Annotated in this window: 14 protein-coding genes; 10 read left to right on the forward strand and 4 right to left on the reverse strand. The window is 68.8% G+C overall.

The features are described 5' to 3' along the window. Window position 1: 1 nt before the first annotated feature. Complete coding sequence (locus ABL838_RS16325; RefSeq protein ID WP_093194980.1) at window positions 2-313, reverse strand: phosphopantetheine-binding protein; 312 nt, start codon at window positions 311-313, stop codon at window positions 2-4. Window positions 314-413: 100 nt separating this feature from the next. Here ABL838_RS16325 and ABL838_RS16330 point away from each other — a divergent pair, with 100 nt between their 5' ends. Beyond that, window positions 414-1,940 (forward strand): helicase HerA-like domain-containing protein, encoded by a 1,527-nt coding sequence (locus ABL838_RS16330; RefSeq protein WP_418121176.1) that lies wholly within the window; start codon window positions 414-416, stop codon window positions 1,938-1,940. A 31-nt stretch (window positions 1,941-1,971) separates the two neighbouring features. On the opposite strand, the gene ABL838_RS16335 is transcribed toward ABL838_RS16330, so the two are convergent. From ABL838_RS16335 to ABL838_RS16345, 3 genes are all read right to left on the reverse strand, one after another. Next, window positions 1,972-2,613 (reverse strand): NrsF family protein, encoded by a 642-nt coding sequence (locus ABL838_RS16335; RefSeq protein ID WP_418121177.1) that lies wholly within the window; start codon window positions 2,611-2,613, stop codon window positions 1,972-1,974. Continuing rightward, complete coding sequence (locus tag ABL838_RS16340) at window positions 2,610-3,200, reverse strand: sigma-70 family RNA polymerase sigma factor (protein ID WP_418121178.1); 591 nt, start codon at window positions 3,198-3,200, stop codon at window positions 2,610-2,612. The genes ABL838_RS16335 and ABL838_RS16340 overlap by 4 nt, the downstream gene beginning before the upstream one ends. A gap of 76 nt (window positions 3,201-3,276) precedes the next feature. Further along, entirely contained in the window at window positions 3,277-3,585 is a 309-nt protein-coding gene (locus ABL838_RS16345; protein ID WP_184637634.1) for a hypothetical protein, read from the reverse strand. A 135-nt stretch (window positions 3,586-3,720) separates the two neighbouring features. Between ABL838_RS16345 and ABL838_RS16350 the strand changes: the two genes are divergently transcribed. The 9 genes from ABL838_RS16350 to ABL838_RS16390 all read left to right on the forward strand — a co-directional run bounded on the left by ABL838_RS16350 (window position 3,721) and on the right by ABL838_RS16390 (window position 13,363). Further along, complete coding sequence (locus tag ABL838_RS16350; RefSeq protein ID WP_206169448.1) at window positions 3,721-5,040, forward strand: GTP cyclohydrolase II; 1,320 nt, start codon at window positions 3,721-3,723, stop codon at window positions 5,038-5,040. Continuing rightward, entirely contained in the window at window positions 5,037-6,452 is a 1,416-nt protein-coding gene (locus ABL838_RS16355) for a URC4/urg3 family protein (protein ID WP_418121179.1), read from the forward strand. Before ABL838_RS16350 ends, ABL838_RS16355 begins: the two co-directional genes overlap by 4 nt. Window positions 6,453-6,496: 44 nt before the next feature. Continuing rightward, on the forward strand, window positions 6,497-7,129 hold the full coding sequence (gene upp, locus ABL838_RS16360) for a uracil phosphoribosyltransferase (RefSeq protein ID WP_093194973.1): 633 nt from the start codon (window positions 6,497-6,499) through the stop codon (window positions 7,127-7,129). A gap of 95 nt (window positions 7,130-7,224) precedes the next feature. Beyond that, window positions 7,225-8,229, forward strand: coding sequence for a BMP family protein (locus ABL838_RS16365; RefSeq protein WP_418121180.1), 1,005 nt, complete (start codon window positions 7,225-7,227; stop codon window positions 8,227-8,229). A 155-nt stretch (window positions 8,230-8,384) separates the two neighbouring features. Further along, window positions 8,385-9,269, forward strand: coding sequence for a 5'-methylthioadenosine/S-adenosylhomocysteine nucleosidase (locus tag ABL838_RS16370; protein ID WP_418121181.1), 885 nt, complete (start codon window positions 8,385-8,387; stop codon window positions 9,267-9,269). Next, complete coding sequence (locus ABL838_RS16375) at window positions 9,260-10,909, forward strand: ABC transporter ATP-binding protein (protein WP_418121182.1); 1,650 nt, start codon at window positions 9,260-9,262, stop codon at window positions 10,907-10,909. Before ABL838_RS16370 ends, ABL838_RS16375 begins: the two co-directional genes overlap by 10 nt. Continuing rightward, complete coding sequence (locus ABL838_RS16380) at window positions 10,909-11,973, forward strand: ABC transporter permease (protein ID WP_418125873.1); 1,065 nt, start codon at window positions 10,909-10,911, stop codon at window positions 11,971-11,973. Before ABL838_RS16375 ends, ABL838_RS16380 begins: the two co-directional genes overlap by 1 nt. After that, window positions 11,970-12,893 carry an ABC transporter permease gene (locus ABL838_RS16385; RefSeq protein ID WP_418121183.1) on the forward strand — a complete coding sequence of 308 codons (924 nt, stop codon included), beginning with the start codon at window positions 11,970-11,972 and terminating at the stop codon, window positions 12,891-12,893. Before ABL838_RS16380 ends, ABL838_RS16385 begins: the two co-directional genes overlap by 4 nt. After that, the gene (locus tag ABL838_RS16390; RefSeq protein WP_418121184.1) at window positions 12,893-13,363 is read left to right on the forward strand and encodes a hypothetical protein; all 471 of its coding nucleotides are present in this window, start codon (window positions 12,893-12,895) and stop codon (window positions 13,361-13,363) included. The genes ABL838_RS16385 and ABL838_RS16390 overlap by 1 nt, the downstream gene beginning before the upstream one ends. Window positions 13,364-13,371 lie beyond the last annotated feature (8 nt).

A 13,371-nucleotide genomic window follows, 5' to 3' on the forward strand; every position in this document is an offset into this window, starting at 1 on the left:
ATCAGGTGGCTACGCGATGCTGGGCCACGTGTGCCGCGAGCGTGCGCAGCGACTGGAAGATCTGCTGGTTGCGTTCGTCGTCGGAACGCAGCTGGAAGCCGTAGCGGCGCGAGACTTCGAGCGCCACTTCGAGGATGTCGATGGAGTCGAGGCCGAGACCTTCGCCGTACAGCGGTTCGGTCGGCACGATGTCCTCGGGAGCGACCTCGAGATTCAGCGCGTTCACGAGCAGCACGGCCAGCTCTTTTTCGATCGGCGACTGTTCGGAGGCGTCGCCGTTGGCGGGAATGGGGGGCTGGGCAGTCGATGACAAAAAAACCTCCTAAAACTTTTTCCTGAACCACCGTGCGGGCCGTGGATTATAGGAGTGCCGGTTGATTAGACTGCCCGCTTCCCATACGACGGAGCGCCCCATGGCCGACCCTCTTCTGATCGCACGGCACGACACCATCGAGTGCAACCTCCTGCCCGGCCTGGCCAACCGCCATGGCCTCATCACCGGCGCCACCGGCACCGGCAAGACCGTCACGCTGCAGACCATCGCGCAGAAGCTTTCCTCCATCGGCGTGCCGGTGTTCATGGCCGACGTCAAGGGCGACCTGACCGGCATCAGCCAGAAGGGCAGCATCGGCGACAAGCTGGCCGCCACGCTGAAGGAACGCGGCATCGAGCTGCCCGAGCCCGCGGCCTGCCCTGTCACGCTCTGGGACGTGTTCGGCGAACAGGGCCACCCGGTGCGCGCCACGGTCTCCGACATGGGCCCGCTGCTGCTGGGCCGCATGCTCGACGTGAACGAAACGCAGGCCGGCGTGCTGAACCTGGTGTTCAAGATCGCCGACGACAACGGCCTGCTGCTGCTCGACCTGAAGGACCTGCGCGCGATGCTGCAGTACGTGGGCGAGAACGCGAGCCAGTTCACCACCCAGTACGGCAACATCAGCGCCGCCAGCGTGGGCGCCATCCAGCGCGGGCTGCTGCAGATCGAGACCCAGGGCGGCAACAAATTCTTCGGCGAGCCGATGCTCAACATCGCCGACTTCATGCAGACCGTGGGCGGCAAGGGCGTGGTCAACGTGCTCGCGGCCGACAAGCTCATGAATTCGCCGCGGCTGTACGCCACCTTCCTGCTGTGGATGCTGTCGGAGCTCTTCGAGCAGCTGCCCGAGGTCGGCGACCCCGAGCAGCCCAAGCTGGCCTTCTTCTTCGACGAGGCCCACCTGCTGTTCAACGAGGCGCCCAAGGCGCTGGTGGAGCGCATCGAGCTCGTGGTGCGGCTGGTGCGCTCCAAGGGCGTGGGCGTGTATTTCGTTACGCAGAACCCGCTGGACATTCCCGACACCGTGCTGGCCCAGCTCGGCAACCGCGTGCAGCACGCGCTGCGCGCCTTCACCCCGCGCGACCAGAAGGCCGTGAAGGCGGCCGCCAGCACCATGCGCCAGAAGCCGGGCCTGGACATCGAGACCGCCATCACCGAACTCGCGGTCGGCGAGGCGCTGGTGAGCCTGCTCGACGAAAAGGGCCGCCCCAGCGTGACCGAGCGCGTGTTCGTGCTGCCGCCGGCCAGCCAGCTCGGCCCGATCACGCCCGAGCAGCGCAAGGCGCTGATCGACGGCTCGCTGGTCGCGGGCATCTACGAGAAGTCGGTGGACCGCGAATCGGCCTACGAAAAGCTAAAGGGCCGCGCCGAAAGCGCGCCGGACGCCCCTGCCCCTGCCCCTGCCGCGCCGGGCGCCGCCAAGGGCACCGCCGAATCCTCGGGTTCGGGCATGGGCGGCATGCTCAACGACATGCTTTTCGGCACCACCGGCCCGCGCGGCGCCAAGCACGACGGGCTGGTGCAGACCATGGCCAAGTCGGCGGTGCGCACCATGGGCACCTCGGTGGGCAAGGAGATCCTGCGCGGCGTGCTGGGCGGGATCTTCGGCAGCAAGAAGCGCTGAGAGCCCAGGAACCGGCCCGCCTGACTGCTGCCTACCAGCGCAGCAGGCGCGGCCCCAGCAGCGCCCCCACCAGCACGGGCACCGCGATCCCGCTCACGTACCACACGGCGAGGAACGGCGCGGTCAGCTCCATGCAGTGCAGCGCATAGACCGAGGCTCCCACGCCACCTGCCAGCGCGCCGACCGCCGCGCCCGCCAGCGCGGGCCGCGTGGGCGCCATGCCCTTGAGCGCGAACAGGGCGGCCGCGAACACCGGCAGCGCCATCAGCCCGATGCTCGCCGCGCAGATGCGCCACGACTGCCCCATCAGCGCCGGCATGCGATCGTCGGCCGGCATGGTGAACCAGGCTATCGCCGCCAGCAGCCACACCCCGAGCACCGGCAGCACCGCGCCCATCCAGGCATGCCGGGGCTTCACGCCCGGCCGCGCGAGCCGTTCGGCGGCCACGAAGCCGGCGGCCGCGATGCACAGCGGAAACAGCACCTTGACCCAGAACATCGGCCAGAACATGGCCTGCACGATGTCGTGCCGCACGCCGTAGCCGGAGAGCAGGATCGCGAACGAGAACGGAAGCCCCAGCAGCACCGCCAGCCAGATGCGCGAACTGGCGCGCCGGCGCGAGACGGCCACCTCGCCGTTGGCCAGCATCGAGACGAGGTCGTCGGTCTTCATGCCGCAGCCCCCCAGCCATTTCCGAAGCGGGCGGCCAGCGCCTTCAGCCCCCTGTGGATGCCGACCTTGACGGCCGATTCCGACATGCCGGTCAGGCTCGCGGCCTCGGCCACCGAGCGGCCCTCGATCTTGACGTGCACGATCGGCAGGCGCTGGCGATCCGGCAGGGTCTCGAGCAGGCCGCCGAGGTCGCGCTTCGCGTCACTGGCCTCCTGCGCCGATTCGGCGAACACGGCCAGGTCGTCGTCCAGCGGCTCATGCAAATCTTCGCGGGCCGACTTGGCGCGCAGCAGATCGATCATCTTGTAGCGCGCGATGGCGTGCACCCAGGCCGTCAGCGGCTGGTCGCTCTGGTAGGTATGGCGCTGGTTGTGCATGGCGAGCAGGCATTCCTGGACGAGGTCTTCCACTTCATCGGGCCAGCCAAAGAGGCGCTTGCCCAGAAAGGCGCGCAAATGCGCGCTGAGCTGCAGCAGGAAGTCGCGGTAGGCCTTCGCGTCGCCGTCGAGGCCGCGGAGGAACAGGCCACGCAGCGCCGCTTCCACGTCGCCGGGGTTCTTCCTGCTGCCTACGGTGTTTCGTTCCATCGGGCTGGCTGGTTACAGCCTTGTCGAAAAAGTTCCGGCCGATTGTGCCGGGGCCGGCGGCGCCGGCAGGGCTGCTTCAGGGTTGCTTCAAGCACTGCTGGATGATCGGGCCGATTCGCGCCCCGACCTTTTCCTGGTCCTGCAGGTCGGCCACGGAGGTGTCCTTCATGACGCTGTCGGCCGCGCAGGTGCACAGCTTCTTACGCTCTTCCTCCGACTTGTTCCCGCGCTCGCCCGCGCTCTTGACGCAGCTGCCGATGAAGCTCTCCCGGAAACTGGCCCTGAAGGCGGTATCGAAGCCTTCGGAGAAACCCTCCTTGGCCTTGTCGCAGCCGCTCAGGCCGAGCAGGCCCAGGGCGAGAAATACGCAGGGAAGCACACGCATCGTTCTTTCCTCCATCGCATCCGGTCCATCCGCCGTCCCCGCGCATTGTTCCCCATTCGCGCCGCGGCTCGCGCGTGGCCCGTTGCTTGCAAGCCGCACGCCTGATCGGTACATTGCATTTTTTGAGGGCCACCAATGTCTGCTGACAGCACAACGATCCCTTCCGTCCCCGGCGGCGCCACCGGCGCGATGCCCCTCCCCCCGCTGCACCCCTCCACGTCGACCGGCCACATCCGGCTGACCTCGCACGCCGGCGGCTTCGGCGCGCTGCCCATCCGCTGGGGCGCAGCCACGGCAGCGGAGCGGGGGCCGGTGGTCGGCACCACCACCAAGCGGGCGCACCGCAACGTGATCGGCACGCACAGCGGCTCCTACAGCGTCTACCGGGCGCTCGCGGTGGCGGCCGGCGCGCTCAAGCGCGAGCACAAGGCCGACCTGACCAACACCGCGCCCACCGACACGATCGGCCCCTATCCGCAATGGAGCGAGCCGGGGCGCATCGTGTCGCTGGACCCCTGGGGCGCGCAGGTGGCCGAGGTGTTCGCCACTGAACTGGCGGCAGGCTACGACATCCGCCCGACCATCGCGATCACCAAGGCGCACGTGATCCTGCCGGAGGTGATCGAGGCGCTGCAGAAGGGCCGCCTCAAGGCCGACGGCAAGTTCCTCACCGCAGGCGGCGCCGCGATGGTGACCAAGGCCGCCATCGAGCCCGTGTGGTACCTGCCCGAGGTGGCGCGCCGCTTCGGCTGCTCCGAAACCGACCTGCGCCGCACGCTCTTCGAGGAAACCGGCGGCATGTACCCCGAGCTGGTCACGCGCTCCGACCTCGAGGTGTTCCTGCCGCCCATCGGCGGGCAGACGCTCTACATCTTCGGCAACCCGCGCGACCTGGCCAACCCCGAGGTCGAGCTCACCGCGCGCATCCACGACGAGTGCAACGGCTCGGACGTGTTCGGCTCCGACATCTGCACCTGCCGGCCTTACCTCACGCACGCCATCGAGGAATGCATCCAGGGCGCGCAGCGCGGCGGCGTCGGCCTCATCGCCTACTCGCGCAAGGAAGGTCGGGCGCTGGGCGAGGTGACCAAGTTCCTGGTCTACAACGCGCGCAAGCGCCAGGTGGGCGGCGACACGGCCGACCAGTACTTCGCGCGCACCGAGTGCGTGGCCGGCGTGCAGGACATGCGCTTCCAGGAGCTGATGCCCGACGTCTTCCACTGGCTCGGCATCAGGAAGATCCATCGGCTGGTGTCGATGAGCAACCTGAAGTTCGACGCGATCACCGGCTCGGGCATAGAGATCGGCGAGCGCGTGAACATTCCCGATGAACTGATTCCCGCGGACGCCCGCGTCGAGATGGACGCCAAGATGGCGGCGGGCTATTTCACGCCCGGCCCGGTGCCGGACGCCGAGGAACTCAAGAAGGCCAAGGGCCGGGGATTGAGCGAATGAGCAAGAACAGCAACAGCAGCAACGACGACCCCAACCTGCCGGTCGACGGCTCCGGCAGCCTGCCGCCCGGCGGCGCGGGCGAGGTCGATCCGTCCATCGAATTCAACGCCGACACCGCCCACCCATCGGGCGCGGCCACGCTGCTGCGCACCACCGCGGCCATCCGCCAGCGCGCGAACGCCCTGCTGGCGCGCGCGCGGCGCGGCGAATCGCAGTGGTTCCGCATCGGCGGCGACGACGCGCTCGAGGACGCGGCGCGCACTGTGGCCGAGGTCACGCGCGAGCGCTATCCGTGGGACACCATCCCGTACCACAGCCGCTGGCGCCACTTCGAGGCCGGCGGCGTGAACCGGGTCGAGGAACTCGACAGGCTGCTCGGCAAGGTCGACGCACGCCAGCGCGCCAGCGCGCACATCGACCTGGTGCTGGTGAGCGTGCTGCTCGACGCCGGTGCCGGCGCCGGCTGGCACTACACCGAATCGGCCACCGGCCAGCGCTTCACGCGCTCCGAGGGGCTGGGCGTGGCGAGCTTCCACGCGTTCACGAGCGGTCTCTTCTCGTCCGACCCCGACCGGCCTTTCCAGGTCGACGCGGCCGGCCTGCGCGGCCTGGTCACCGAGCGGCTGGGCGACGCCTTCCAGGTGAGCGAGGTCAATCCGCTGGTCGGCCTCGCGGGCCGCGCTGTGTTGCTGCGCCGGCTCGGCGAGGCGATGAGCGAGCAGCCCGAGACCTTCGGCGACGAAGGCCGGCCCGCCGGCATGTTCGATGCACTGGTGGCGCCTTTCGGCGCGGCCACGCCGCCCACCGCCGAGATCACGGCGCACCAGATCCTTTCGCTGCTGCTGGAGACGCTCTCGCGGATCTGGCCAGCGGCCAACGCGGTCGACAGCATCGCGGCCGACGGCAGCGACAACGCGGGCGGCATCGGCTCGGGCGACCCGGCGTTGGCGCTCGGCGACTGCTGGCGCCACAGCGCCGTGCGCGGCCCCGGCCTCACCAATGGCTGGATGCCCTTTCACAAGCTCTCGCAGTGGCTCACGTACTCGCTGCTCGAACCCTTCGAGTGGGCCGGCGTGAAGGTGCGCCACCTCGACGCGCTCACCGCCCTGCCCGAGTACCGCAACGGCGGCCTGCTGATCGACAGCGGCGTGATCGTGCCGAAGGACCCGGCCTTCCTCTCCCGCACCTGGAAGGTGGGCGACGAATTCATCGTCGAATGGCGCGCGCTCACCGTGGCGCTGCTCGACGAGGTGGCGCCGCGCGTACGCAAGGTGCTCGACCGCACCGAGGAGGAGCTTCCGCTGGCCTGTGTGCTCGAAGGCGGCACCTGGGCTGCGGGCCGCGCGCTGGCACAGCGCTTGCGTGACGGTGCTCCGCCCCTGCTGATCGAGAGCGACGGCACCGTCTTTTAGACTCTCGGGTTCCCTGTCTTTCAGCAACGCCACAAAGAACTCCAATGAGCAGCAACGTCCACCTCCTCGACCACCCCCTCATCCAGCACAAGCTCACGCTGATGCGCCGCAAGGATGCCTCCACCAACAGCTTCCGCCGGCTCCTCAACGAAATCAGCATGCTGATGGCCTATGAGGTCACGCGCGACATGCCGATGCAGGACATCGAGGTCGAGACCCCGCTCGAAACGATGCAGGCCAAGGTCATCGACGGCAAGAAACTTGTGCTGGTGTCCATCCTGCGTGCCGGCACCGGCATCCTGGACGGCATGCTCACCGTGGTGCCCGGCGCGCGCGTCGGCCACATCGGCCTGTACCGCGACCCCAAGACGCTGACGGCCGTGGAGTACTACTTCAAGATGCCCGGCGAGATGGAGAACCGCGACGTGATCGTGGTCGACCCGATGCTGGCCACCGGCAACTCGGCCGTGGCGGCGGTCGAGCGGCTGAAGGAGCTCAACCCCAAGTCGATCAAGTTCGTCTGCCTGCTGACCTGCCCCGAGGGCGTGGCGACGATGCAGAAGGCGCACCCGGACGTGGCGATCTACACCGCAGCGATCGACCGCGAGCTAAACAGCCATGGGTACATCCTCCCTGGCCTCGGTGACGCCGGCGACCGCATCTTCGGCACCAAGTAACCCCGCCCTCCAGCGCACACGCCATCGTCCGGTGGCCGCGGGCTGCCGGTGAGGCGGCCCCACAAGAAGATTTCCATACCTCGAGGAGAAGTACCGTGACCGCACGCCGTCAATTGATCGTCCGTTCCGTCGCCGTTGCCGCAGCGCTTGCCGCGGTTGGTGCCCCGGGCCTCGCGCTCGCGCAGGCCAAGCTGAAGGTGGCGGCGGTGTACACCGTGCCCTTCGAGCAGCAATGGGTGGGCCGCATCCACAAGGCGCTGAAGGCGGCCGAGGCGCGTGGAGAGATCGAGTACAAGGCCACCGAGAACGTGAGCAACGCCGACTATGAGCGCGTGATGCGCGAGTACGCCACCGGCGGCAACCAGCTGATCCTGGGCGAGGTGTTCGGCGTGGAGGCCGCGGCGCGCAAGGTGGCGAAGGACTTCCCCAAGGTCGCCTTCCTGATGGGTTCGTCGCTCAAGCCGCAGGCGCCCAACTTCAGCGTGTTCGACAACTACATCCAGGAGCCCGCCTACCTCAGCGGCATGGTGGCCGGCGGCATGACCAAGAGCAACCGCATCGGCATGGTCGGCGGCTTCCCGATTCCGGAGGTCAACCGGCTGATGAACGCCTTCATGGCCGGCGCGAAGGAGACGAACCCGAAGGTGGAATTCAGCGTGAGCTTCATCAACAGCTGGTTCGACCCGCCGAAGGCCAAGGAAGCGGCCTTCGCCATGATCGACAAGGGTGCCGACGTGATGTACGCGGAGCGTTTCGGAGTCTCGGATGCCGCCAAGGAAAAGGGCAAGCTCGCCATCGGCAACGTGATCGACACCCAGAGCCAGTACCCCGACACGGTGGTGGCATCGGCCCTGTGGAACTTCGAGCCGGCCGCCGACCGAGCGATCAAGCTCGTGAAGGAAGGCAAGTTCGCCGCCGAGGACTACGGCATCTACGCGCAGATGAAATACAAGGGCTCCGAACTCGCGCCGCTGGGCACCTTCGAGAAGAAGGTTCCGGCCGACATCGTCGCGAAGGTGAAGGCCAAGCAAGCCGACATCCTCTCGGGCAAGTTCACCGTGAAAGTGGACGACTCGCAGCCGAAGTCCACCGCAAAATGAAGTACACCCCCAGGCTCTGCGCACTTCGTGTCGCCTCTCCTACCCCCTTGCAGGGGGCAACACCTGCGGCCCGGCAAAGCCGGTTCCGCGGTGTTCCCCGAACAGTCAGAGGCGTTCTTGCCGCCGCGGTACTCGGTATTTCGCTGACCGGCTGTGTGGGTGTCTACAAGGGCGGCGCCGTCGCCATCAACAGCAGCACCCGGCTCGACGATACGCCGCGCATCGCGGTGCTGTCGGCCTTCGAGCCGGAACTGAAACTGCTGCTCACGCGCCTGCAGGGGCCGGCGAAGCACAGTGTGAACGGGGTGGAGTTCACCACCGGCACGCTGGAAGGCAAGCCGGTCGTGCTGTTCCTCTCGGGCATCAGCATGACCAACGCCACGATGAACACGCAGCTGGTGCTCAACCGCTTTCACGTGACCAACATCGTGTTCAGCGGCATCGCCGGTGGCGTGAACCCGTCGCTGCACGTGGGCGACGTCACCGTGCCGGCGCAATGGGGCCAGTACCTCGAGGTGCTGATGGCCCGCGAAACCGCGCCCGGCAAGTACAGCGCGCCACCCTTCATCACCGACGCCACGCTGCCCAACTTCGGCATGATGTTCCCGCGCCCGGTCGAGGTTCGCTCGGCGGCGCACCCCGAGATCCAGCGCAAGTTCTGGTTCGAGGCCGACCCGAAGATGCTGGAAGTGGCACGCAGCATCCGCAACGTCGATCTGGCCAACTGCAGCGCCGGCAAGTGCCTGCCGCGCAAGCCGCAGCTGGTGGTAGGCGGCAACGGCGTCTCGGGCCAGGCCTTCATGGACAACAAGGCCTACCGCGAATACACCTACAAGACCTTCCAGGCCAACGTGCTCGACATGGAGACCGCCGCCGTGGGCATGGTCGCCTACAGCAACGGCGTGCCCTTCATCGCCTTCCGCTCGCTCAGCGACCTCGCGGGCGGCGGCGACGGCGAGAACGAGATGGGCACCTTCATGGGCATCGCGGCGGACAACTCCGCCAAGGTCATGCTGGCCTTCCTGGCCGCGTGGAAGTGACGGCACCTGCGTCGCCGCTCCCTCCGGCGGGGGGAGCAAGTGCCACCGTCCTGCGCCTGCAGGGCATCACCAAGCGCTTCGGCAGCCTCGTCGCCAACGACGCGGTCTCGCTCGACCTGAAGACCGGCGAAGTGCTCGCGCTGCTTGGCGAGAACGGCGCGGGCAAATCCACGCTGATGTCCATTCTTTTCGGCCACTACGTCGCCGACGAGGGCGGCATCGAGGTCTTCGGCTCGCCGCTGCCGCCGGGCAACCCCAAGGCCGCGCTGGCGGCCGGCGTGGGCATGGTGCACCAGCACTTCACGCTGGCCGACAACCTGAGCGTGCTCGACAACGTGATGATGGGCACCGAGCCGCTGTGGCGCCCGGTGTCGCGCCGCGCCGCCGCGCGCGAGCGGCTGCTCGACGTGGCGAGGCGCTTCGGCCTGCCGGTGCAGCCCGACGCGCTGGTAGGAAGCCTCTCGGTCGGCGAGCGCCAGCGCGTGGAGATTCTCAAGGCGCTGTACCGCGGAGCGCGCATCCTCATCCTCGACGAGCCCACCGCCGTGCTCACGCCGCAGGAGGGCGAGGCGCTCTTCGCCACGCTCGCGCAGATGGTGGCGCAGGGGTTGTCGGTGATCTTCATCAGCCACAAGCTCGACGAGGTGCTGCGCGTGTCGCACCGCATCGCCGTGCTGCGCGGCGGCAAGCTGGTGGCCGAGGCACGCACGGCCGACACCACGCAGGCGCAGCTCGCGCTGTGGATGGTCGGGCATGCGGTCGAGGCGCCGCAGCGCCGGCCCGCGAAATCGGTGGGCGATGCCGTCTGCGTGCTCGACCACGTGAGCACCGCGGCCTCCGCCAAGGGCGACGGGCGCGACCGGCTGCGCGAGGTATCGCTGACGCTGCGCGCCGGAGAGATCACCGCCATCGCCGGCGTTTCCGGCAACGGACAGGTCGCGCTGGCCGAGCTGCTCTGCGGCACGCGCCGTGCAAGCTCGGGCACGGCGCAGCTGATGGGCCGAGCGTTGCCGCCCTCGCCTGCCCGGCTGGTGCAGCGCGGCGTCGCACGCATCCCCGAAGACCGCCATGCGGTCGGCGTGGTCGGCGACCTGCCGGTATGGGAGAACGCGGTGTCGGAGCGGCTGCGCAGCCCCGTGTTCTCGCGCTGGTCGTGGATCGTGAAACGCGCCGCCGCCCGCCTCCATGCGCGGCGCATCGAAAAGGCCTTCGACGTGCGCGGTGCCGGCCTCATGGCGCCGGCTCGCTCGCTCTCGGGCGGGAACATGCAGAAACTGATTCTTGGACGCGCACTGCTGGCGCCCGAACAACCCGAGCTGGACTCCAGCCAGGACAAGGCCGACAGGAAGCATCCGAACCGCGCGCCGCGCCTGATCGTCGCCCACCAGCCCACCTGGGGCCTGGACATCGGCGCTGTCGCCTACGTGCAGCAGCAGCTGATCGCCGCGCGCGACGCAGGCGCCGCCGTGCTGGTGATTTCCGACGACCTCGACGAAGTACTCGCGCTGGGCGACCGTGTGGCCGTGATGCACGGCGGCCGCCTGGGCGAAGCGCGCCCGGCCTCGGCCTGGACGCGCGAGGCGATCGGGCTGGCCATGGCCGGTGCGACAGCAGCTCCCGCCAAGGGAGCCCCGTCATGATGCGGCTCGAACGACGCCACGAAACCTCGCGCACGGCGCTGGTGCTCGCCCCCATTGGCGCGATCGTCTTCACGATGGCGATCAGCGCGCTGCTGGTGCGGTGGGCCGGCGCGCCGGTCGGCCGCACCTACGCGCTGCTGCTGCAGGGCGGCTTCGGCTCGGTGTTCGCGTGGAGCGAGACGCTGACGCGCGCGATCCCGCTGATCCTTACCGGGCTGGCGGCCACCGTCGCTTTCAAGGCGCGGCTCTTCAACATCGGCGCCGAGGGGCAGCTCTACGCGGGCGCGCTGGCTGCCGTGGCAGTGGGCGGCATGCACGGCGGCACCGGCTTCGAGCTGTCGCCGTGGCTGCTGTTTCCCTTGATGATGCTGGCCGCCGCCATCGCGGGCGCGCTGATGCTGCTGGGCCCGGCGCTCATGAAGAACAGGCTGGGCGTGGACGAGGTCGTGACCACGCTCTTGATCAACTTCATCGTGCTGCTGGGCGTGTCGGCGCTGCTCGACGGGCCGATGAAAGACCCGAGCGCCATGGGCTGGCCGCAGAGCGTGTCGCTGCAGTCCGACCTGGAGCTCGGCAAGCTCGTCGCGCAGACGCGGGTGCACACCGGCCTGCTGTGGGCGGTGTCGCTGGCGGTGATGGTGTGGGCCATCTTCAAGTACACGGTGCTGGGCTTCGACATCCGCGCCGTGGGCGCGAACGCGCGCGCCGCCGCCTTTGCGGGGGTGCCGGTGACGCGCACGGTGGTGATGGTGGCGCTGCTCTCGGGCGCGCTGGCTGGGCTGGCGGGCGCCATAGAGGTGGCGGGCCGCACCAGCTACGTCACGCTCGACATGTCACCGGGCTATGGCTACACCGGCATCGTCATCGCGATGCTGGCGGGGCTGCATCCGCTGGGCGTGATCGCAGCCGCCGTATTCGTGGCGGGCGTGCTGGTCGGCGCCGACACCATGAGCCGCGCGGTGGGCGTACCGACCTACATCGCCGACGTGATCGTGGCGGCCTCGCTGATCGCGGTGCTGGTGGCGACGCTGCTCACGCAGTACCGGGTGAGGATGACGAAATGAGCGACCTCCTCGACATTCTTTCCAACGCCGCATTCTGGGTCGCGGTGCTGCGCATCGCCACGCCGCTCATCCTCGGCACGCTGGGCGTGCTGCTGTGCGAGCGCGCGGGCGTGCTCAACCTCGGCATCGAGGGGATCATGGTCGCGGGCGCCTTCACCGGCTGGCTCGCGGTGTACGCGGGCGCGCCGCTGTGGGTGGGCGTGGGCGTGGCCGCGCTCGCGGGCATGGTGTTCGGGCTGCTGCACGCCTTCCTGACCGTGGGGCTGGCGCTATCGCAGCACGTCTCGGGGCTGGGCATCACGCTGCTGGCGACCGCGCTGAGCTACTTCGGCTATCGCGTGAGCTTTCCGAAGGTGAACACGCCGCCCACCATCACGCCCTTCTCGCCGATGGACTGGCTGCCCATCCCGATCCTGAACGCGCAGACCGCGCTCACCCTGTTCGCGCTGCTGCTGGTGCCGGTGGTGGGCTGGGTGCTGTACCGCACGCCGCTGGGCCTGGCGCTGCGCATGGCCGGCGAGAACCCGCAGGCAGCCGAGAGCCAGGGCGTCTCGGTCGCGGCCACGCGCACCGGCGCCATCGTCGCGGGCTCGGCGCTGATGGGCATGGCGGGCTCCTTTCTCACACTGTCGGCCTTCAACGCCTTCTTCTTCAACATGGTGAACGGACGCGGCTGGATCTGCGTGGCGCTGGTGGTGTTCGCGTCGTGGCGGCCGGGCAAGGCCCTGCTGGGCGCGCTGCTGTTCGCCTTCTTCGATGCGCTCCAGCTGCGGCTGCAACAATCCGGCGACGCCGTGCTGCCCTACCAGATCTACCTGATGCTGCCCTACCTGCTGTCGATCCTGGCGCTGGTGCTGGTGGCACGCAAGGCGAGCTACCCGCAGGCGCTGATGAAACCGTACCGCAAGGGGGAACGCTGATGACGACCACCCGGACCGCCACCGCCGCGCGAGGCGCCGTGTTCGCGGCACTGCTGGCGCTGGGCGGCACGAACGCCGCCCGCGCACTGGGCATGAACTACGGTTACGAGGCTTTCAGCACGGCCGACGCGGTGACCTGGGTGCAGATGTGCGGCACCTGGGGCAAGGACCACCAGGGCACCTACCGCGTGGTGCACGCCGAGCAGTACGCCCAGTCGTTCCTCTACGTGCAGTGGATGAGCCGCGACGCCAACGGCAGCCTGCGCGCAGAGCACACGGTCGCCATCGCCGAGCTGGACAACGACCACGCGGAAATCTCCCTGTCCGACCTCACCTGCCGCGCCACGCCGCGCGGCATCGTCGTCACGGCAAAGGCGGATTCGGGCCACGACGAGAAACTGCGCCGCGTGACCATCGAGGTCGGGCCTGCGCCAGGGCAGTACCGGTACCGGGCGCAGAACACGCGCTGAGACGCTGG

The sequence above is a fragment of the Variovorax sp. 160MFSha2.1 genome (assembly GCF_048305075.1).
Classification (GTDB): Bacteria; Pseudomonadota; Gammaproteobacteria; order Burkholderiales; family Burkholderiaceae_C; genus Variovorax; species Variovorax guangxiensis.